Origin of the sequence: Stenotrophomonas sp. PS02298, from assembly GCF_029959445.1 — a bacterium.
In the GTDB taxonomy this organism is placed as follows: domain Bacteria; phylum Pseudomonadota; class Gammaproteobacteria; order Xanthomonadales; family Xanthomonadaceae; genus Stenotrophomonas.
Genome location: NZ_JASCOR010000079.1, coordinates 1 through 19,878, shown reverse-complemented (window position 1 = coordinate 19,878; position 19,878 = coordinate 1). Strand labels below are relative to the sequence as shown.

19 protein-coding genes are annotated in these 19,878 nt (G+C 65.3%); 1 reads left to right on the top strand and 18 read right to left on the bottom strand.

Annotation, left to right across the window (positions count from 1 at the left end):
• Positions 1-104: 104 nt before the first annotated feature.
• The 17 genes from QMX78_RS12745 to QMX78_RS12665 all read right to left on the bottom strand — a co-directional run bounded on the left by QMX78_RS12745 (position 105) and on the right by QMX78_RS12665 (position 18,498).
• Positions 105-1,388 carry an MFS transporter gene (locus tag QMX78_RS12745; protein WP_282270076.1) on the bottom strand — a complete coding sequence of 428 codons (1,284 nt, stop codon included), beginning with the start codon at positions 1,386-1,388 and terminating at the stop codon, positions 105-107.
• A 138-nt stretch (positions 1,389-1,526) separates the two neighbouring features.
• Complete coding sequence (locus QMX78_RS12740; RefSeq protein WP_282270074.1) at positions 1,527-2,246, bottom strand: helix-turn-helix domain-containing protein; 720 nt, start codon at positions 2,244-2,246, stop codon at positions 1,527-1,529.
• Positions 2,247-2,323: 77 nt separating this feature from the next.
• Positions 2,324-3,022, bottom strand: a complete 699-nt coding sequence (locus tag QMX78_RS12735; protein WP_282270072.1) for a hypothetical protein — start codon at positions 3,020-3,022, stop codon at positions 2,324-2,326.
• Between the two features lie 56 nt (positions 3,023-3,078).
• Positions 3,079-3,723, bottom strand: a complete 645-nt coding sequence (locus QMX78_RS12730; protein WP_282270070.1) for a cation transporter — start codon at positions 3,721-3,723, stop codon at positions 3,079-3,081.
• Positions 3,724-4,428: 705 nt separating this feature from the next.
• Entirely contained in the window at positions 4,429-7,596 is a 3,168-nt protein-coding gene (locus QMX78_RS12725) for a CusA/CzcA family heavy metal efflux RND transporter (RefSeq protein WP_282270068.1), read from the bottom strand.
• Positions 7,597-7,628: 32 nt separating this feature from the next.
• On the bottom strand, positions 7,629-8,633 hold the full coding sequence (locus QMX78_RS12720) for an efflux RND transporter periplasmic adaptor subunit (protein WP_282270066.1): 1,005 nt from the start codon (positions 8,631-8,633) through the stop codon (positions 7,629-7,631).
• The gene (locus QMX78_RS12715; protein ID WP_282270064.1) at positions 8,630-9,910 is read right to left on the bottom strand and encodes a TolC family protein; all 1,281 of its coding nucleotides are present in this window, start codon (positions 9,908-9,910) and stop codon (positions 8,630-8,632) included. The genes QMX78_RS12720 and QMX78_RS12715 overlap by 4 nt, the downstream gene beginning before the upstream one ends.
• A 54-nt stretch (positions 9,911-9,964) precedes the next feature.
• On the bottom strand, positions 9,965-10,348 hold the full coding sequence (locus tag QMX78_RS12710; protein WP_282270059.1) for a hypothetical protein: 384 nt from the start codon (positions 10,346-10,348) through the stop codon (positions 9,965-9,967).
• Between the two features lie 203 nt (positions 10,349-10,551).
• Positions 10,552-12,336, bottom strand: coding sequence for a DUF885 family protein (locus QMX78_RS12705; protein ID WP_282270057.1), 1,785 nt, complete (start codon positions 12,334-12,336; stop codon positions 10,552-10,554).
• Between the two features lie 109 nt (positions 12,337-12,445).
• Positions 12,446-12,787 (bottom strand): lipid-A-disaccharide synthase N-terminal domain-containing protein, encoded by a 342-nt coding sequence (locus QMX78_RS12700; protein WP_282270077.1) that lies wholly within the window; start codon positions 12,785-12,787, stop codon positions 12,446-12,448.
• Positions 12,784-13,506, bottom strand: coding sequence for a glycosyltransferase family 2 protein (locus tag QMX78_RS12695; RefSeq protein ID WP_282270056.1), 723 nt, complete (start codon positions 13,504-13,506; stop codon positions 12,784-12,786). The genes QMX78_RS12700 and QMX78_RS12695 overlap by 4 nt, the downstream gene beginning before the upstream one ends.
• A 72-nt stretch (positions 13,507-13,578) precedes the next feature.
• Positions 13,579-14,544, bottom strand: a complete 966-nt coding sequence (locus tag QMX78_RS12690) for an SDR family NAD(P)-dependent oxidoreductase (protein WP_282270054.1) — start codon at positions 14,542-14,544, stop codon at positions 13,579-13,581.
• Positions 14,545-14,582: 38 nt separating this feature from the next.
• Positions 14,583-14,891, bottom strand: coding sequence for a helix-hairpin-helix domain-containing protein (locus QMX78_RS12685; RefSeq protein WP_282270052.1), 309 nt, complete (start codon positions 14,889-14,891; stop codon positions 14,583-14,585).
• 34 nt (positions 14,892-14,925) lie between these two features.
• Positions 14,926-15,840: a ParB/RepB/Spo0J family partition protein gene (locus tag QMX78_RS12680; protein ID WP_282270050.1), complete on the bottom strand. Its 915-nt coding sequence runs from the start codon at positions 15,838-15,840 to the stop codon at positions 14,926-14,928.
• Positions 15,840-16,637, bottom strand: coding sequence for a ParA family protein (locus tag QMX78_RS12675; protein ID WP_282270048.1), 798 nt, complete (start codon positions 16,635-16,637; stop codon positions 15,840-15,842). The genes QMX78_RS12680 and QMX78_RS12675 overlap by 1 nt, the downstream gene beginning before the upstream one ends.
• Before the next feature lie 419 nt (positions 16,638-17,056).
• A complete protein-coding gene (rsmG, locus tag QMX78_RS12670; protein ID WP_282270046.1) occupies positions 17,057-17,698 on the bottom strand; it encodes a 16S rRNA (guanine(527)-N(7))-methyltransferase RsmG in 642 nt (213 codons plus the stop codon).
• Positions 17,699-17,907: 209 nt separating this feature from the next.
• The gene (locus QMX78_RS12665) at positions 17,908-18,498 is read right to left on the bottom strand and encodes a 4'-phosphopantetheinyl transferase superfamily protein (RefSeq protein ID WP_282270044.1); all 591 of its coding nucleotides are present in this window, start codon (positions 18,496-18,498) and stop codon (positions 17,908-17,910) included.
• Positions 18,499-18,600: 102 nt separating this feature from the next.
• On the opposite strand from QMX78_RS12665, the gene QMX78_RS12660 reads away from it, so the two are divergent.
• Positions 18,601-18,855, top strand: a complete 255-nt coding sequence (locus tag QMX78_RS12660; protein ID WP_282270042.1) for a GlsB/YeaQ/YmgE family stress response membrane protein — start codon at positions 18,601-18,603, stop codon at positions 18,853-18,855.
• A 56-nt stretch (positions 18,856-18,911) separates the two neighbouring features.
• Here QMX78_RS12660 and xth read toward each other — a convergent pair whose 3' ends face one another.
• Positions 18,912-19,685, bottom strand: a complete 774-nt coding sequence (xth, locus tag QMX78_RS12655) for an exodeoxyribonuclease III (protein WP_282270039.1) — start codon at positions 19,683-19,685, stop codon at positions 18,912-18,914.
• Between the last annotated feature and the right edge of the window lie 193 nt (positions 19,686-19,878).

Sequence of the window (19,878 nt, the reverse complement as noted above, 5' to 3'; positions counted from 1 at the left end):
AACGCCCAACGCGTTGTTCGGGCAACACGCCGAAGCGATCAGCTGAGCAGCAGGAAAACGGCCGGAGCGGTAACCCGCGCCGGCCTTTTCAGTGCAACAAGGTTTCAACCAGCCACGCTTGCCGCCTGCGGTCCGACCAAGGTCATCGGCGAGCGCCGCGCCAACCGCGATGCAGTCCACGCCAGCCCCACCGCGATCGGATGCAGGAAGGCCATCAGGATGAAGGCGCGATCGAAGTTTCCGTCCGCCACCAGATGCCCCACCACCTGCGCCGACAACATGCCGCCCAGCGCACTGCCGCAACCCACCAATCCCGCCACCGAAGCGATGTAGCGCGAAGGGAACATATCCAGGGTCATCGTGGTCAGGTTGATCTGGTAGGCCAGGTGCGCGAACGTCACCAGGCAGGCCAGCCCCAGCAATACCGGGATCGATGGGTGCATCGCGACGAAGATGCCGACCGGCGCCAGGCAGGCCGCGCCGACCATGGTGGTCAGGCGTGCGCGCACCGGGTCCATGCCGCGCTTCACCAGCCGGCCGGAAATAAGACCGCCACCGACACTGCCGATATCCGCGGCCACGTACACCACCCAGGCCAGCGAGGCGATCGTCGCCAGGCTCATGCCGCGCGCATCGCCCAGGTATTTGGGAAACCAGAACAGATAGAAGTACCAGACCGGATCGGCCACCGCGCGCGAAGCAACCAGCGCCCACACCGTGCGATCACGCGCCAACCTGCCCCACACGCCTTTCATCGATGGCGCGGCTGCCGGCAGTGCTTCTTCGGCGACCGCTGGCGAAGCAGCAGCCGCATCTGCTGCCAGCGCTTGTGCAGGCGCCGCAGCCTTGGCCTTGCCACGCGGGTAGACCCACCACCACGCGATCATCCACAGCAAGCCAGCCGCGCCGGTGATCCAGAACGCGCTGCGCCAGCCATAAGCAAGGGCGATACCGCCGATCAGCGGCGGCGCCAAGGTCGCACCGATCATCGCGCCTGCGGTGTACAGGCCCAGCGCCAGCCCGCGCTGACGCGAGGGGAACTGCTCGGACACCACTTTGCTGCCCACGGTGTAATTGCCCGGCTCACCCAGCCCAAGCGCGAAGCGTGCCGCGCCCAGTTCCAGCGGCGTGCGCACCAACCCGGTGGCGATGTTGGCCAGCGACCACCAGCCAACGAACAACAGCAGCGACAGCCGTGCACCCAACCAATCGGTGACGCGGCCGGCCATCACGTAGGCCGCGGCATAGGCGAACAGGAACACCTGCACGACCCGCGCGTACTCCAGGTCGGACATGTCCAGATCGGCCTGGATGGTCGTGGCCAGGATCGACAGCGCCTGCCGGTCCAGATAATTGATGACGGTGGAGAAGAACAGCAGCCCCAGCAAAACCCATTTGGTCCTGCCCGTCCCCGTCATGCGAACCCGCGCTTGGCCATCGACAACGCCTCCCCTTCGGAAGGCTGCAACGTATTGCTATTTTAGCAACAGGTCAAGCCGCACTGCGCCACGGCTGTTCCGGCTGGATCAGCCGATTTCAGCGGCGGCGGCCTGCAGCGCACGAACCAGTTCGTCAGTGGCCGATTCCGGGATCCAGCCTGACATCGCGATACCGGCATGCACCGGGTCGCCCATGGCGATGGCGACGACATGGTGGTCGCGCTCATCGGCCACATGCACGCGCGCATGGCCCTGGCTGCGGGTAACGGCCAGGGTCGCCAGCAGCTGCTCTATGCCGTTCGGGAACATCGGGATCGGCTTGTCCGCGTACAGCTCGCGCACCTCCTCGTCGGACAACTGGGCCAGCAAGGCGATGCCGATGCCGCTGGTGGTCGCCGGCAGCAGGCCGATGCGGCCCAGGCCGCGTGCCGCCTCGATTCCCGGCGGTGCGTGGAACAGATAGCTGACGCTGTCATTCCACAGCACACCCATCGCCACCGTGTGGCCGAAGCGGCGCAGGCTCTCCAGCACCGGCAACGCGCGCCGGATCAGACCCGAGGCGAACAGGCTCTGTGCGGCCAGCACATGCATGCCGGGCCCGGCGGTGTACTTGCGGTCAGCGGTCTGCCGGGCGATGCCCAGATAGGCCAGGGTCTTGAGCAGGCGGTTGACCCGGGTCGGGTTGGCATCGAGCTGGCGGGCCAGTTCGCGGCAACCGACCGGTTCGGGAGACGAGGCCAGCGCCTGCAAGGTGGCGATGCCATCGATCAGGCTCTGGTTGGGTTGGGCATTGGGCTTTGTACGCATGGTGAAAGCGTACTTGGCCCCCTCGTGCAATGCCATCAATAGCAACAAACAGGCGGTTCCACGGCCTGCGAGTGGGCTTACTCCGAGGCGAACTGCAGGGTGCGGCGCCAGCGCAACGGCACCGTCGCGCGCGCCGGATCCGGCGGGAACAGGCTCAGGTAACCGGCGGCGATCGCACGCTCACGCAGGCGTTCACCCACGCCTTCGGCCACTTCCACCTCGACATGGGTCACCCGCCCCTGCGGGTCCACGTCCATCGCCCACACCAGCTTGCCCACCCACTGCCCGGCCGGGATGGAGGCGTCGTAGTTTGGCCGGCCGGCGACATAGGGTTGCCCGCGATCAAGGAACTGCGGTGAATCCTCCAGCGTCCTGTCGACCCGGATGCTGGCCGTCTGTGTACGGCCATCGCCGAGGTTCACACGCGCCGTCCAATCGCCGGCTGCGCCGGCCTCGGCCAGATCTGCGCCCAGGTCAGCGCGGTAACACTGTTTGCTGCCGCGGTAGTCGTCGTGTTGTTGCAGTGACACCCGCTTGCCGTCGGCATCCAGCATCTCGATCTGCAAGCCGCCCACATCGGTGGGCTTGGCATTGGCGGCAACACAGACCTGGTGATCATGCTGGCCCTGCATCACGAACTGCCGGGTCTGCTGACGGGCCAATGCACCCGTTGGCGTTTTCGACCACAGGAATTCGATGTAGATGTCTTCTGCCTCGGCAGCTGCATTGCCGCTGAGCAACAACAGACCGAGCACAGGCAGGATGCGAAAGCGCATGGATCACTCCTTGGATGCCAGCCCCTACTGTGCCCAGCGCGAGAACAAGCGGCAACTCAGCGTGACGTGCTGGCAGCGATCGCACGCTGGGCGCGCAGCTCGCGCCACGCTGCCCGCGCGACTTTCCAGGCTGAGCGCAGGAACAACAGCAGCAAGGCCACCGCGATCAACAAATCCGGCCAACCGGCACCGAATGCCCACACCGCCAGCGCTGCCAGGATCACCGCCGAACCTTCGTAGACGTCATTCAGCGAGCATGCCCATGCCGAGGCGAGGTTGATGTCGCCCAGCCGGTACGGCCACAGCAAGCGCAGGCAGACCAGGTTGGCGGCGAGGTTGAGCAGCGCCGCGATGCCCATGCTTTCGAACAGCGGCAGGTGCGGATGCGCCAACTTCCAGGCGATGCCTGCGCCAACCGCAATTGCCGCGCACAGGATGAAGAGCGCCTTGAGCATGGCGACACGCGCCTTGGCGGCGAGGCTGGCACCGACCACCGCCAGGCTGAGCGCGTAAGTGAGCGCATCACCGAGGTTGTCCAGGCTGCCGGACAGCAATGAGGCCGAGCCGCTGTGCCAGGCGGCGAGCATCATCATCACGAAGGTGATCAGGTTGATTGCAAGCACCTGGTAGAGCACGCGGCGCTGCTGCGCCTGCATGCGTTCGACTTCCAGGGTTTTGCCGCAGCCGCAGCAGTCGCTCATCTTGGTTCCGGGGGAAGGCTCTGCTGGATTATCGCGCCGATATGGCTGGACTTGCAGAGATGGGTGAAGAACAGCCAAGGCTGAAACGGTAGTGCCGAGCCATGCTCGGCAAGGGCCTTGCCAGCGAAGAGCTGCCCTCACCCCAACCCCTCTCCAGTAAACGGGAGAGGGGCTAGAACAGTAGTGCCGAGCCATGCTCGGCAGGGGCCTTACCAGCGAAAAGCTGCCCTCACCCCAACCCCTCTCCCGTGAACGGGAGAGGGGCTAGAACAGTAGTGCCGAGCCATGCTCGGCAGGGGCCTTACCAGCGAAAAGCTGCCCTCACCCCAACCCCTCTCCCGTAAACGGGAGAGGGGCTAGAACAGTAGTGCCGAGCCATGCTCGGCAGAGGCCTTACCAGCGAAGAGCTGCCCTCACCCCAACCCCTCTCCCGTGAACGGGAGAGGGGCTAGAACAGTAGTGCCGAGCCATGCTCGGCAGGGGCCTTACCAGCGAAGAGCTGCCCTCACCCCAACCCCTCTCCCATAAACGGGAGAGGGGCTAGAACAGTAGTGCCGAGCCATGCTCGGCAGAGGCCTTACCAGCGAAAAGCTGCCCTCACCCCACCCCCTCTCCCGTGAACGGGAGAGGGGCTTTAAGCGAAGCAGGAGCTTCAAGCAAAAGCAAAAGCAAAAGCAAAAGCAAAATCCTCAAGCCAAGCAGGCGCTACTTTCCATTCCTGTGCAGCCAGCGGTACAGCACCGGCAACACCAGCAAGGTCAGCAAGGTGGACGAGACGATGCCGCCAATCACCACCGTTGCCAGCGGTCGCTGCACTTCCGAACCTGCGCCTACGTTGAAGGCCATTGGTACGAAGCCCAGCGATGCGACCAGGGCAGTCATCAATACAGGCCGCAACCGACCAAGAGCGCCTTCGCGCACGGCCACATCCAGACTTCGCCCTTGCTCACGCAGGTGGCGGATGAAGCTGATCATCACAAGGCCGTTGAGCACCGCCACACCGGACAACGCGATGAAACCAACGCCGGCCGAGATCGACAAGGGAATGCCACGCAATGCCAGCGCCAAGACACCACCGGTCAAGGCCAGTGGCACCCCGCTGAACACGATGCTGGCATCGCGCGCCGAGCCGAACGCCCAGAACAGCAAGGCAAAGATCAGCAGCAAGGTCACCGGCACCACCACCGCCAGCCGCTGGCTGGCCGAAATCAGCTGCTCGAAGCTGCCGCCGTATTCCACCCAGTAGCCGGCAGGCACCTTCACCTGCGCATCGATGGCCTGCTGCAACTCGCTGACGAAGCCACCCAGATCGCGATCACGCACATTGGCGGTGATCACGATGCGGCGCTTGCCGTTGTCGCGGTTGATCTGGTTTGGGCCTTCGCTGCTTTCGATACTTGCCAATTCACGCAGCGGAACCGTGCGCGCATCGCCGCTGCGCCAGCCACCCGCACGGCTGGATTCATCGGCGCTGTCCTGTGCCAATGCAGGCTCCAGTGACACCGGCAGATCGGCAAGTGCCGCCGGGTCCTGGCGGATGTTTTCCGGCAGGCGTACGACGATATCGAAGCGGCGATCACCTTCGAACAACTGCCCGGCGACGCGTCCACCAACGGCCGTGGAAACCGTGGATTGCAGCTGCCCCGGGTTGAGTCCATAACCCGCCAATGCCGCGCGGTTTGGCGTGACCGTCAGCAAGGGCAGCCCGCTGGTCTCCTCCAGGCGCACATCGGCCGCACCCGGCACCTTGTTGGCCACTGCGACGATGCGCTGACCAACCTGCGCCAGCGTTTCCATGTCGTCGCCGAACAGCATCACCGCCACGTCGGCACGCACGCCTGAGATCAACTCGTTCATGCGCATCTGGATTGGCTGGGTGAACTCATAGTTGTTACCCGGCAACTCCTCCACCGCTGCTTCCAGCTCGGCCAGCAGCTGTGCGCGTGGCTTGCGCGGGTCCGGCCACTGCTTGCGCGGCTTCATCATGATGAAGGTATCCGCGACCGAGGGCGGCATCGGATCGGAGGCGACTTCCGGTGTGCCGATCTTGGAGAACACCTTCTCCACTTCCGGCAGCTGCTGCAGGCGTGCTTCCACCTGCTTCTGCATGTTCACCGACTGCGTGAGGCTGGTGCCGGGAATACGCATCGCATGCATGGCGACGTCGCCTTCGTCGAGGTTGGGCACGAACTCGCTGCCCAAGCGCGTTGCCAACAAGCCACAAGCAACCACCAGCACCACGGCACCGGCAACCACCAGGCGTCCGCGTCGCATCACCCACGCCAGCAACGGCGCGTAGCGTGCGCGCAACCACGCCATCAAGCGGTTTTCCTTTTCCTCCACGCGACCACCGAGGAACATCGCGATTGCCGCTGGAACGAAGGTCAGCGACAACAGCATCGCGCCGCTCAACGCCAGCACTACGGTAATCGCCATCGGGTGGAACATTTTTCCTTCGACGCCGGTCAACGCGAAGATCGGCAGATAGACCGCGGTGATGATGCCGAGGCCGAACAGGCTCGGTCGGATGACTTCTGCAGTGGCACTGGCGGTTTCGGCGAAGCGTTCCTCGCGGGTCATCGCCCGGCCCAGCGCGTGCGTGCGTTCGCCGAAGCGGCGCAGGCAGTTCTCGATGATGATCACCGCACCATCGACGATCAGACCGAAGTCCAACGCGCCAAGGCTCATCAAGTTGGCGGAGACACCGCCACGCGCCATGCCGGTCAGGGTGAACAACATCGCCAGCGGAATCACCGCCGCGGTGATCAGCGCCGCACGGAAGTTGCCCAGCAACAGGAACAACACCACGATCACCAGAAGCGCGCCTTCCAGCAGGTTCTTGGCGACGGTCTCGATGGTGCGATCAACCAGCGCAGTACGGTCATAACTGGCGGTAACGGTGACGCCTTCGGGCAGGCTGCGCTGCGCCTGTTCCAGCTTGGCCGCAGCGGCCTGTGCCACTTCGCGGCTGTTGGCACCGACCAGCATCACCACCGTACCCATCACCACTTCGTGGCCATTCTGGGTGGCGGCACCGCTGCGCAGTTCAGGACCTTCTGCGACATCGGCAACGTCATGCACATGGATGGGAACGCCTTCGCGGCGGGCAAGCACGATGTTGCCGATTTCCTCCAGTCCCGCGACTTGCCCGGGCACGCGCACCAGGAACTGCTGGCCGTTGCGTTCGATATAGCCGGCGCCGATGTTCTGGTTGTTGCCTTCCACGGCTTCGGCGACATCATCCAGGGTGAAGCCCAGCGCACGCAGCTTGGCCGGATCCGGGGTGATGTGGATCTGCCGCTGGTAGCCACCAATCGTATTGACCTCGGTGACGCCGGGCACGTTGCGCAACTGTGGCCGCACGACCCAGTCCTGCAGCGTGCGCAGGTCGGTGGCGGTGTATGGCGAACCATCGGGCTTGCGCGCCTTGGGATCGGCATCGATGGTGTACATGAAGATTTCGCCCAAACCCGTCGCGATTGGTCCCAGCTGCGGGTCCAGGCCCTCCGGCAACTGTGACTTCACCTGCTGCAGGCGTTCGGCAACCTGTTGGCGGGCGAAGTACAGATCGGTGCCGTCCTTGAACACCACCGTCACCTGCGACAGGCCGTAACGCGACAAGGAACGCACCTGTTCGAGCTTCGGCAGACCCGCCATCACCGTTTCCACTGGATAGGTGATGCGTTGTTCTGTCTCCAGCGGTGAGTAGCCATCGGCGGCGGTGTTGATCTGCACCTGTACGTTGGTGATGTCCGGCGTTGCATCGATGGACAGGTGGGTGAAGCTCCAGCTGCCGATCGCGATCAATGCGAAGGTAAGCACCATCATCATCCAGCGATGGGCGATGGCACTGCGGATGATGCGCTCAAGCATGGCGGCGCCCTCCGCGTTGGAAGAGGCGATGATCAATGTTCATGCGCGGCCCCCGCCTTGCCGATGTCGGCCTTGACCACATAGCTCTGCTCGACCACGACCTGCTCGCCAACGCGCAGACCGTCCTTGACCTCGACCTTGCCGGCATCGCGTGCGCCCAACACCACCGGACGCGCACTATAGGTATCGCCCTCACGCACGAACACCACCTCGCGGCCTTCCATGGTCTGCAGCGCGGAAAGCGGCACGACAACCGCCGCCGGCTGCATCGCCACCACGATGCGCGCCTTCACCGCTGCACCGGGCCGCCACAGGCCATCGTCATTGCGTACGCTGGCGCGGGCCACGGTGCTCTGGCTTGCAGTGGCGGTGCCTGGCAGCACGCGCTCCAGCGTGGTGCCCTGGCTGACGCCATCGGTCATGCGGGTGACCGTGACCGGCACGCCGGCGGTGATGTGCTGGGTGTCATTGCCGAAGATATGCAGGTCCACCCACAGTTCGGACAGGTCGCCGATCTCGAACAGCGGCGTGCCCTCGCCCGCGACCGCGCCCACCTGTGCCTGCCGCGATAGCACCACGCCGCTGATTGGCGCGCTGATGCTGTACGTGGTCAGGCTGAGATTGCTGTCGATGCTGGCCAGGGTCTGGCCAGCGCTGACGCGATCACCGACATTGGCACGCAGGGTGCGGATCGGCCCGGGGAAGCGCGCCATCACCTGCGCGACGCGGCCATCCACCGGCGTCAGCAGGCCCTGCACTTCGTGCTCATCAGCGATGGTGCCGGCCTGCACGGCGGCACTGCGGATGCCGGACTGTTCGGCCATTGCCGCCTTGATGGTGGTGCGGTCGGCTTCTGCTTCCTCGCCCTCGTCGTGGGCATGACCGTCTGGTTCGCCGCCCTTTTCTTCATCATGGCCGTGGCCAGCTTCTTCTGCCTTTCCGGCAGCGGCGTCAGCCGCCGGTTCAGCGCCGCAGCCCACCAACAGCAGACTCATTGCCAGCACGCCGGCAGCTACAACATTCATCGGACGGCTCATCGTGCGTTCTCCACGGCAACGGTTGCATCGGTGGCCAGCATTCCCTGGCCGGTGAGGCGCTGGATCTCGATCAGCGCGGTCTGTGCGGCGATGGCTGCGTCCAACTGGCGCTGCCGCGATTCAATGCGCATGGCCTGCAGCTGCGCCCACTCCATGTAGCTGGCGGCACCGGCGCGCCAGGCCTGCTCGGCGGCACGTTCGGCCTTCTGCAACTGTGGCAAGACGTCCGCCTGCATGCGCTGCACTTCCAGCCGCGCGGTGACATAGCGGCCGTGTGCTTCGGCAAGGGTGGCGTACAGCTGCTGCTGGCGGGCCTGGCGCTGATAGGGAAGCAGGGCGAGATCGGCTTCCGCCTCGCGGATTTCCGGCGCGGCACGGCGGGCGCTGCCCAGCGGAATGCTGAAGCCGCCAACCAGCGAGTTCGCGTTGTCGGCGCGGCTGTTGCGTACGCCCACCTGCCAGCTCCAATCCGGACGGCTGCGGGTACGCACCAGTTCCAACTGGGCCTCGCGGATGCGCTGCTCGCCGAGCAGCTCGGCCAGATCCGGCGCGCGTTGCAGATCGTCATTGAGCGATGCGAAATCACGCAGTGCCGGCAGTTGCAGCGCATCGCCACTCACCGCCTTGAAGTCAGGCATGCGCGCACCCCACAACGCGGCCAGCGACAGCCGCGCTGCGCTGGCTTCTTCGATGGCACGATCACGATCCAGTTCCGCCTGCGCCAGCATTGCCTGCGCGGTGAACAGCACCGACTCCGGCGAAGCACCTGCCTGCAACCGCAGGCGCGCGGCGGAAACCGCACGCCGACGCTGCTCGATATCGGTATTGGCGATCTGCAATGCTGCTTGCGCCTGCGCCACCGCGAGGTAGCGGCGGGCGGTTTCGGCGAGCAGATCGAGGCGTGCGGTGGCGCGCTGCGGTGCCAGCGCATCGATATTGGCCTGGGCCAGCATGCGGCGCGCATCGAGCTTGTCGCCGCGCTCCAGCACACCGGACAGACTGACCGTGGCTTCGGCGCCCTGCACGCCACGGGCATCGCCGTTGCCGAGCAGGTTCTCCAGTTCCACGCCCAACTGCATCGGCGGGCGCAGCAACGCCGCGTCGCGGCGGGCTTCAAGCACGGGGCGCTGCGCATCGATCAGGCGCAGTTCGGGGTGGTCAAGGGCAACGCGGACGATGGCATCGTCCAGCGTCAACGGCACAACAGGCACCGGCGCCTGCGCATACGCGCGCGGCACCAGCGCAAAGGCGACAACAGCCGCCAGGCGCATCCACATGGGTTTCTCCAGATAGCAGGTTCAGACGTGGGGACCGGCCATGCGGCCAGGACGTCAGACGGCTATCGGGGGGCGGAACAGGCTCTCGGTCGGGTGCGTGACCCGTTGCGTGCCAAGTATGGCGACGGCCTGCTGTGCAGGCGGTGATGCCACGATCCAGGCGGGAGTGACCGTTGGCAACACGCCACCGTGGCCGTGGCAGTCCACGCAGTGCACCAAGGCATGCAGCAGGGCGTTGGCGCTGTCTTCGGCATCCGGAGCGGTCGCCAGTTTGGCGTCGTCGTGCTCATGCACGTCGGCACCGATGTCGGTGTGCGCCAGCATGTGGATGTCGGTCAGTGCTGCGGCCAGCGAGGTGCCGAATACGCCAATGCCGACCAGCGCCAGCATCAGCAGGCGCAGCAGGTGGAGGCGACGGTGGCGCAGGGCGTGCAGCATCGGCGCAGGTTAGCGGGTGCTTGTGGGGTTACACAATCGCAAGAGCTGCGGGGTGGTTCAGCTACCGGCTGTTACCCCTCCCCTTTGGCGCAGCCAAGGGGGAGGTTGGGAGGGGGTGGCTTTGCTTGTGGCTTTTGGTCACTGCGAAGAGCACCCCTCCCCAACCCTCCCCTGCGCGTTGCGCAAGGGAGGGGGCAGAGCACTCACTTCGCTGCTTTGCGCTCGGCGATGTAGGCCTGGATCTGCTGCTCCAGCACCGGCAGCGGTACCGAGCCCTGCTTGAGCACGGCGTCGTGGAAGCCCTTGATGTCGAACTTGTCGCCCAGTTCCTTCTCGGCCTGCGCGCGCAGCTTGACGATGGTGATCTCGCCCAGCTTGTAGCTCAGTGCCTGCGCCGGCCAGGAGATGTAGCGATCCACTTCGGTGGTGACTTCGTGCTCGCTCAGCGCGGTGTGGTCACGCAGGTAGGCGATCGCGCGGTCGCGGTCCCAGCCGTAGTGGTGCACGCCGGTGTCGATCACCAGGCGGCAGGCGCGCCACATTTCATAGGTCAGGCGGCCGAAGTCTTCGTACGGGGTCTGGTAGATGCCCATGTCGACGCCGAGCTTCTCGGTGTACAGGCCCCAGCCTTCGCCATAGGCCGAGATATAGGCGGTGCGACGGAACTCGGGCTGGCCGGTCTGCTCGGCGGCGAGTGCGCCCTGCAGGGCGTGGCCCGGGTCGGACTCGTGCAGGGTCAGTGCCGGCAGGTTGTACAGCGGGCGCGCCGGCAGGTTGTAGGTATTGAGCCAGTAGGTGCCCATGCCGCCACGGCCGGCGGTCCAGAACGGGGCGATATCCGGCGGTACCGGCACGATGGTGAAGCGCGCGCGCGGCAAGGTCATGTACTTGCCGATCACGCCGTCCACGCGCTTGGAGATCCACGCCGCACGCCACAGCAGTTCGTCCGGCGTCTTGGCGTAGAACTGCGGGTCGGTACGCAGGAATTCGAGGAAGTCAGCGAAGCGGGTCTGCTCGCTCTTACCCTTGAAGCCCACCTTGTCGATGATGGCGTTCATTTCCTGCTGGATGCGATTCACCTCGGCAAGGCCCTGCGCATGGATCTGCTGCGGGCTCAGGTCCAGCGTGGTGTATTCGCGGATCTGCTGGCGGTAGAACTCCTTGCCACCCGGCATTTTCTCGGCCGCCAGGGTGGTGCGCGAACGCGGCACGTATTCCTGCCGGTAGAAGGTCAGCAGCTTGCCGAACGCCGGCACCACGCTGCCGCTGATGGCCTGCTTGGCATCGGCCTGCAGCTTGGCCTGCTCGGCCGCCGGGATGCTGTTGGGCAGCTTCTTCAGCGGCTCGTACAACGGCGACTCGGTCGGGTCCTTCAGCTCGGCCACGGTCGAGATCGACACGTCGCGCCCTTCCAGCACCGCACGCGGCACGCTGAAACCACGGGCAAGGCCGGCGCGCATATTGACCATCTGCTGGTCGAAGTAACGCGGCACATCATTCAAGCGCGCGATGTAGTTGCGGTAGTCCTCCGCGGTCTTCATCTCGCGGCGGGCCATGAAGCTGAGGTTGGACCAGAACGAGGAATCCGAATTGAACGGCATCTCATAGCTGCCCAGGCGCACTTCATCTGCCAAGCTTTCGACCTGGTACAGATAGATCGCGTAGTTGATCTGGTTCTCGGCAGAGAGTTTGCTCGGGTCGATGGCCTCGAGCTGCTTCAGCACCCCGTCCCACACCTTCAGGCGCGCCTGCTGTGCTTCGGCGCTGACGTCGGGCAGGCGCGTGCTGTTGGCCGGGGCGTCGCTGTCTTCGCTGGCTTCACCGCCACCGGTCTGGCGCCAGGCCCATTCCTTCTCGTAGATGGCCTTGAACTGGTCATCCAGCGATTGGGTGACCAGCGTGGCCGGGGCCGACGGTGCGGCGGCAAAGGCCGGGGTGGCGCTCAGGCCAAGGGTGAGCAGCAGCGCAACGGTCAACGGCGATTTCACGATCGGTATTCCCCAGGTGGTTCATTCACCCCGATCATCGCATTGAAGCTGCCGCCCGACCTAGACGGATTCGGGCGGCAAACCGCCGGATTTGGGCACAGTCGACCGCTCAGTGACCGGCTTTGTCGCGCTGCCAGCCACGGTGCTTGATATCCAGGCGCAGGCTGTAGAGCGCGGTGAACGCGGGGAACAGGTTCTGCACCACACCCACCGCATCCTGTTTGGACGAGAACAGGAAGTAGCTCAGCGTCATCAGGCTGCCGAGCACGCTCATGTACCAGAACAGGCGTGGGATCACCGGTTTGCCGGCGCGGCGCGAGGCGACGAACTGCACCAGCCAGCGGCCGCCGAACATCAACGCACCGGTCAGCCCGATCAGCTTCCACGGCGACATGTGCACGCCGGTCCACTCCAGCCACACCAGCGGTTGGTTCATGAAATCCATGCTCAGACCTCTTCCACCGCGGTGCGCTTGGAACGGGTGATCAGCCAGGCCACGCCACGCAGGTCGCGGATGCCGACCAGCGCGCGGCCGAGGTTGTTGTACTTGGAAACGCCAGCGGTGCGATGGCGGTGATTGACCGGCACGCTCACCGTCTTCCAGCCGGCACGCTGCATCAGCGCCGGCAGGTAACGGTGCATATGGTCGAAGTACGGCAGGTCAAGGAAGGCGGCGCGCTCGAACAGCTTGATGCCGCAGCCGGTGTCCGGGGTGTCATCGCGCAGCATGCGCGCGCGGATGGCATTGGCCCACTTGCTGGCCCAGCGCTTGCTGCCCGAATCCTGGCGGTTGACGCGCCAGCCGGCGAACAGCCTGACCTGCGGTTCGGCCTTGGCGCGCGCGGCCAGCAGCTTGGGGATATCGGCCGGATCGTTCTGGCCGTCACCGTCGAGGGTGGCGATCCACGGTGCGCGCGCGGCCTTGACGCCGGTGCGCACTGCCGTGCTCTGCCCGCTCTGGCTGACATGGTGCATCACCCGCAGCTCCGGGTTGGTGGCCTTCAGCGCCTGCAGCACCTGCAGGCTGTCGTCCTTGGAGTTGTCGTCGACGTAGACGATCTCGAAATCGATCTGGCCACGCAGCGCGGCGGTGATTTCATTGACCAGCGGGGTGACGTTGTCGCGTTCGTTGAAGACGGGAACAACCACTGAGAGGCTGGGCTGGTTCATTGCTGGTTCCGCAGGTTGTGCATTTGAGGAAAGGTCACGCATTTTCCAAAACTCAACTTAGCGGAAGGTGAGTCAGGCGCTTGACCCGAAGTAGCTACGGCACCACTCCACCACCGGCGGCAGGCCCAGTTCGATCGGCGTGTCCGGCGCGTAGCCGAAGGCGGCCTGGGCGCGCGAGGTATCGGCCATGGTTTCCACCATGTCACCCGGCTGCATCGGCTTGTAGACCTTGTGCGCCGGGTGCCCCGCGGCCGAGGCGATCACGTCGATGAAATGTTCCAGCTCCACCGGGGTGTGGTTGCCCAGGTTGAACACCTGGTGGGGTGTGGCCTGGGCGGAGGGATGCGACAGCGCCCCGAGGATACCGGCGACGATGTCAGAAACATGTGTGAAGTCACGCCGCATCTGGCCGTTGTTGAACACATCGATGCTGCGCCCGGCCAGCACCGCGCGCGAGAACAGCAGCGGCGCCATGTCCGGCCGGCCCCAGGGGCCATATACGGTGAAAAAGCGCAGGCCGGTGGCCTTCAGGCCGTACAGCTGCGCGTAGGTATAGGCCATCAACTCGTTGGCGGCCTTGGTGGCCGCGTACAGCGAGCGCGGCTGGTCCACGCGCTGGTCTTCGGAGAACGGTGGCGTGGCCGAGTTGCCATACACCGAGCTGCTGGACGCATAGACCAGGTGCTGGACACCGCGGTGCCGGCACAGCTCCAGCAGGTTGACGAAGCCGACCAGGTTGCTTTCGACGTAGGCGTGCGGATTCTCCAGCGAATAACGCACGCCGGCCTGCGCGGCCAGGTGGATCACCTGCGTCGGCTGGATTTCATCGAACAGCGCGGCCAGGCCGTCGCGGTCGGTGATGTCCAGCGCGCGCATATCCAGCTGCGGGCACAGGGCGGCGACGCGATCGCGCTTGAGCTGCGGGTCGTAGTAATCGTTGTAGTTGTCCAGCCCGACCACGCGCTCGCCTTGGGCGGCAAGTGCCTGGCAGGTATAAGCGCCGATGAAGCCGGCGGCACCGGTGACGAGTAGGGTCATGCACTGCTCCGCTTCATTACCACCAACACCGCCATGCCTCACCACAGGGTGAGCGGCGCGTCCTTGGCCAGGGTTGCCTTGCGTTCCTTGCTGTATGCCCACCACGGCTGCGGCGCATCGCCGCCCATGAAGCGCACCACCGACAGGAAGACATCGATCACGCAGGGATCGTGCACCACGCCGGTCTTCAGGCATAGCTGCGCATACATATCGTAGGGATCACGCCCGCGCAGGTGCGCGGGAACCCGGATTCCGATCAGACGGAGATCCTTTTCACAGGCCGGCCCGACATTCGGCAGGTCGGTCAGACGCAATAGATGATTGCGGTCGACCTTGGTGGGGTTCATTGCCTTGCATGCACCTCGTGGGGAATGAAGTACGTCAGCCGTTCTGGCGGACGCGCAGCCGCTCCAGCACGCCATCCAGCGTGTCCAGATCGGTGTAATGGATGACCAGCTTGCCCTTGCCGCCGCGGCCGTGGCTGATCGCCACTTTCGCACCCAGCGATTCGGACAGCTCGGTTTCCAGCGATGCGATATCGGCCTGCGGCGCGCTCGGCGACGGCTTGGCCTTGCGTGCACCCGGCACCTTGCCGGCGGCGAACTGCTGTGCGCGGTGCTCGACTTCACGCACCGACCAGCCCTGCTCGGCGGCTTCTTCGGCCAGCTTGGTGGCCAGTTCCGGCGCCAGCGTCAGCAGCGCACGGGCATGGCCCATTTCCAGGCGGCGGGTTTCCAGCAGCACGCGCACGCCGATCGGCAGATCGATCAGGCGCAGCAGGTTGGATACCGAGGCGCGGGAGCGGCCAACCGCCTGCGCGGCCTCGGCATGGGTCAGCGTGAACTCGCTGACCAGGCGCGCCAATGCTTCGGCTTCTTCCAGCGGGTTGAGGTCTTCGCGCTGGATGTTCTCGATCAGCGCCATCGCGATGACGGTGCGGTCTTCCAGCTCGCGCACCACCACCGGCACTTCGTCCAGCCCGGCCAGGCGCGAAGCGCGCCAACGGCGTTCACCGGCGATGATTTCGTAGCTGCCGCCCTCGATCTGGCGCACCAGGATCGGCTGGATGATGCCCTGTGCCTTGATCGACTCGGCCAGTTCGGCCAGCTTGCCCTCGTCCATGTCGCGACGCGGCTGGTACTTGCCGGGTTGCAGCTGGTCGATGGGCAGCTTGCGCAGCACTTCGCCGGGTTGCGGCTCGGCGACGGCAGCGACGGTGACCGGGGTTACGGCGCCCTTCGGGCCCAGCAGGGCATCAAGACCACGGCCAAGACCGCGCTTTTTCGCTGCACTCATCAGACAGCCTCCACGGCCCGGGAGGGCTGCTTGCGTTCGTTGTTGCGACGGATGATCTCGCCGGCCAGGCCCAGGTAGGCCACGCCGCCGCGCGAGGCGCGGTCGTAGCCGACGATGCTCTGGCCGTGGCTGGGTGCCTCGGCAAGGCGCACGTTGCGCGGCACGATGGTGCGGAACACGCGGTCGCCGAAGTACTCGGTGAGCTGCGCCGACACCGCATTGGCCAGGTTGTTGCGCACGTCGAACATGGTGCGCAGCACGCCTTCGATCTCCAGCGCCGGGTTGAGGTTGATCTTCAGCGCGTCGATGGTCTCGACCAGCGCGCTCAGGCCTTCCAGCGCGTAGTACTCGCACTGCATCGGCACGATCACCGAGTCGGCGGCGGCCAGCGCGTTCAGCGTCAGCAGCGACAGCGCCGGCGGGCAGTCGATCAGGATGTAGTCGTACTGATCGCGGATGGGTGCCAGCGCGCGCTTGAGGCGCTGCTCACGCTCGCCCTGGTCCATCAGCTGGATCTCGGCGGCGGTCAGGTCGATGTTGCCTGGCAGCAGGTCGAAGCCTTCCGGCGTGGTGACGCGCACTTCGGCGGCGGTGACCTCGCCCAGCAGCAGGTCACAGGTGGACGCAGCCACCTCACGCTTGTCCACGCCACTGCCCATGGTCGCGTTGCCCTGCGAGTCCAGGTCGACCAGCAGCACGCGCTTGGGCGCGGCGGCAAGGGAAGCAGCCAGATTGACAGCCGTCGTGGTCTTGCCGACGCCGCCTTTCTGGTTGGCGATGGCGATGATGCGAGCCATGCAGGAGAGCCTCGTTGGCGAAGTTGGACTGGTCATTATGGGGGTAGCGGCGCGCAGGCGGAAATCGGTTTCCGGGTAACGGGCGGCTTCAAGGCAGGAAAGCACCCGGATCTGCTCCGCTTTGGCGTTGCCTCGCCCCCTCCCTTTGGCGTAGCCAAGGGGAGGGCTGGGGAGGGGTCGCTTTGAGCCGTAGCCGCGGGGATTGCCCGGAACTACTGCTTTAGCCCCTCTCCCGCTTGCGGGAGAGGGGTTGGGGTGAGGGCAGTTTTTAGCCTTGGCCGATAAAGCCCCTTGCCGAGCATGGCTCGGCACTACCGCCTGCCCCCTCCCTTTGGCGCAGCCAAGGAGAGGGCTGGGGAGGGGGCGCTTTTGGCCTCGGCCGGTAAAGCCCCTGCCGAGCATGGCTCGGCACTACAGATCTAGCCCTTGCGCTCTACCACCACCAGATGGCGGTCACCAACCAGTCCCGGCACCTGCAGCGGGCGCACTTCCAGCACCTGCCAGCCGGCGGGCAGCTGGGCGATCTCTTCGTGCGGGTACACCCCCTTCATCGCCAGCAACTGGCCACCCGGACGCAGCAGATGACCGCCAACCTCGATGATGCCGGCCAGCGTATCCATGGCACGGGCAGTGAGGTTGTCGTAAGCACCCGGCTCGTCCAGCGCTTCGGCGCGGGATTCGGCGACACGGGCATTGCCCAGACCAAGCTGGCGCACGGCCTCGCGCATGAAGCGGGCCTTCTTGCCGTTGCTCTCGACCAGGGTCACCTGCAGCTGTGGATGGGTGATCGCCAGCGGGATACCCGGCAAGCCGGGGCCGGTGCCCAGATCGGCCAGGCTGCCGCTGCTGACATGCTCGGCCATGGCCAGCGAGTCGAGCAGATGGCGGGTGACCATTTCGCGCGGGTCACGGATGGCGGTGAGATTGTAGGTGCGATTCCAGCGCACCAGCAGGGTCAGGTAAGCCAGCAGGGGCTTGGCCAAGGCGGCGTCCAGACCCATGGCCTTCAAGCCGTGGTCGAGGTCACTGGCGACTTCGCGCGGGAGAGTGGTGTCGTTCATGGCAGGGATTATCGCAGGAGTGGTGCTTTTGGCCCCCTCCCTTTGGCGAAGCTTAGCTTTGCCCCCTCCCTTGCGCGTAGCGCAGGGGAGGGTTGGGGAGGGGTGCTTTGGATGTGGCTTTTGATCTGTCGCGCAGGGCAAGAGCAACGGCAACAGCTACCCCTCCCCGGCCCTCCCTTTGGCCTGCGGCCAAAGGGAGGGGGCAGAAGCTACAGCGGGTACCACGCCAGCGCCGCGCGGAAATCCTCCGTCGCCTGCCACTCATATAGATGCCAGCGGGTCGCGTCGCCCAAGCCCGGGTCGCACCACACCAGCTGCAAGGCCCCCGCCGCATCCGGCGCGAAGCGCAGCTTCTCCAGCCCGAATGAAATGCCATGCCCGTGCGCCTTCAGCAGCGCCTCCTTGGCGCACCACACGCGGAAGAACCAGTGCTCGCAGCCGCTGTCGTCGAGCGCATCCAGCCAGGCAATCTCTCCCGGGTGGAAGAAACGACGGATCACCTCGCGCATCTGCTTGCGTGGCCGCTGCCGCTCCAGGTCCACGCCCAGGCGTGCGCCCTCGCCCAGCGCCACCAGCAGATGACCGCCGCTATGGCTCCAGCCGGTGCCGTAATGCGCCAGCTCGCCGATCAGCCAGGGCCGGCTGCGCTCATCGCGGGTCAGCGGCAAGGCCTCGGGCGTGGTGTCGAAAACACCGGCCAGCACCTCGCGGGCCTGCGGCTCACCACGGGTTCCAGGGGTATGCGGCAACAGCCACACCTCCACCTGACCAAACTGCCAATGGCGACCAGCGGGGCTCATGCTGAACAGGCTCCTGCCCGGACAAACATGTTCTTAACGCCACTGCGCGTTGACTGTCGCCACCGCACCTTTCGGGGTGCTTCACGGCAGGGAGGTTCGCGCATGGGCATCATCATCTGGTTGATTATTGGTGGCGTCGTGGGTTGGCTGGCCAGCATCATCATGCGCCGCGATGCGCAGCAGGGCATCATCCTGAACATCGTGGTGGGCATCGTCGGCGCCATGATCGCCGGCTTCTTCTTCAGCGGCGGCAGCATCAATGGTGCGATCACCGTGCGCTCCTTCCTGTTGTCACTGGTCGGCGCGGTAGTGCTGCTGGCCATCGTCAATCTGTTCACACGCAAAAGCGTGCGTTAACCGTTCTGGCGCCGATTCGACCGAGGCCCGGCTGGCAACAGCCGGGCCTTGTTGTTTCAGCCCTGTGCCAATTGCACCCAGGCCGGCGCGTGATCACTGGGGCGTTCCCAGGTGCGCGGCTCACGGTCGATGCCGGAGGCGACAGCGCGCGGCTTGAGCGCATCAGAGACCAGGGTCAGGTCGATGCGCAGGCCGAGATTGCGGCGGAAACCCGCAGCGCGGTAATCCCACCAGCTGAAGATGCCAGCTTCGTCGTTGTGCAGACGGAAGGCGTCATGCAGACCCAGGTCCAGCAGCTTCTGCAGACCGGCGCGCTCGGCGGTGGAGGTGAGGATATGGTCCTCATTCCAGACGCTGGTGTCGGGCACATCGCGGTCATCCGGAGCGATATTGAAATCACCCATCACCACCAGTTGCGGATGCTTCTGCAACTCGGCCGCGACCCAGGCGTGTACGGCCTCCAGCCAGCGCAACTTGTAGGCGTACTTGTCGGTGCCCACGTCCTGGCCGTTGACCACGTACAGATTGATGATGCGCACGCCGTTGACGGTGCCGGCGATCACCCGCTTCTGCTCGTCCTCGAAGCCGGGAATGCCGATCTGCACGTCTTCGATCGGGTGCCGCGACAGCAGCGCCACGCCGTTATAGGTCTTCTGCCCGACGAACACATTGCGGTAGCCCAGCTCCAGCAGCCGCGTATCGGGGAACTTGTGGTCCTCCAGCTTGGTTTCCTGGATGCCGACCACGTCGGGGGCAAAGTCGGCCAGCCACTGTTCCAGGTGCGGCAGGCGGACATTGAGCGAATTGACGTTCCACGAAGCGATTTTCATGCAGGGGATTCTAGCCGGGGCTGGGGCCAATGGACCCTCTTCATCACCTGACGACGGCAGCAATCAGCCCCCTCGCTTGCGCCAAAGGCGCAGGGGAGGGTTGGGGAGGGGTGCTTTGGCTTTGGCTTTGGCTTTGGCTTTGGCTTTGGCTTTGGCTTTGGGTGTGGCTTTGGCTTTGGCTTTGGCTTTGGCT

What these genes read in the sequence shown, in the direction of transcription:
- QMX78_RS12740 (WP_282270074.1), bottom strand. Translation starts at nt 2,246, where the DNA reads ATGCGTACAAAGCCCAATGCCCAACCCAACCAGAGCCTGATCGATGGC.
- QMX78_RS12735 (WP_282270072.1), bottom strand. Translation starts at nt 3,022, where the DNA reads ATGCGCTTTCGCATCCTGCCTGTGCTCGGTCTGTTGTTGCTCAGCGGC.
- QMX78_RS12730 (WP_282270070.1), bottom strand. Translation starts at nt 3,723, where the DNA reads ATGAGCGACTGCTGCGGCTGCGGCAAAACCCTGGAAGTCGAACGCATG.
- QMX78_RS12725 (WP_282270068.1), bottom strand. Translation starts at nt 7,596, where the DNA reads ATGCTTGAGCGCATCATCCGCAGTGCCATCGCCCATCGCTGGATGATG.
- QMX78_RS12720 (WP_282270066.1), bottom strand. Translation starts at nt 8,633, where the DNA reads ATGAGCCGTCCGATGAATGTTGTAGCTGCCGGCGTGCTGGCAATGAGT.
- QMX78_RS12715 (WP_282270064.1), bottom strand. Translation starts at nt 9,910, where the DNA reads ATGTGGATGCGCCTGGCGGCTGTTGTCGCCTTTGCGCTGGTGCCGCGC.
- QMX78_RS12710 (WP_282270059.1), bottom strand. Translation starts at nt 10,348, where the DNA reads ATGCTGCACGCCCTGCGCCACCGTCGCCTCCACCTGCTGCGCCTGCTG.
- QMX78_RS12695 (WP_282270056.1), bottom strand. Translation starts at nt 13,506, where the DNA reads ATGAACCAGCCCAGCCTCTCAGTGGTTGTTCCCGTCTTCAACGAACGC.
- QMX78_RS12690 (WP_282270054.1), bottom strand. Translation starts at nt 14,544, where the DNA reads ATGACCCTACTCGTCACCGGTGCCGCCGGCTTCATCGGCGCTTATACC.
- QMX78_RS12685 (WP_282270052.1), bottom strand. Translation starts at nt 14,891, where the DNA reads ATGAACCCCACCAAGGTCGACCGCAATCATCTATTGCGTCTGACCGAC.
- QMX78_RS12680 (WP_282270050.1), bottom strand. Translation starts at nt 15,840, where the DNA reads ATGAGTGCAGCGAAAAAGCGCGGTCTTGGCCGTGGTCTTGATGCCCTG.
- QMX78_RS12675 (WP_282270048.1), bottom strand. Translation starts at nt 16,637, where the DNA reads ATGGCTCGCATCATCGCCATCGCCAACCAGAAAGGCGGCGTCGGCAAG.
- rsmG (WP_282270046.1), bottom strand. Translation starts at nt 17,698, where the DNA reads ATGAACGACACCACTCTCCCGCGCGAAGTCGCCAGTGACCTCGACCAC.
- QMX78_RS12665 (WP_282270044.1), bottom strand. Translation starts at nt 18,498, where the DNA reads ATGAGCCCCGCTGGTCGCCATTGGCAGTTTGGTCAGGTGGAGGTGTGG.
- QMX78_RS12660 (WP_282270042.1), top strand. Translation starts at nt 18,601, where the DNA reads ATGGGCATCATCATCTGGTTGATTATTGGTGGCGTCGTGGGTTGGCTG.
- xth (WP_282270039.1), bottom strand. Translation starts at nt 19,685, where the DNA reads ATGAAAATCGCTTCGTGGAACGTCAATTCGCTCAATGTCCGCCTGCCG.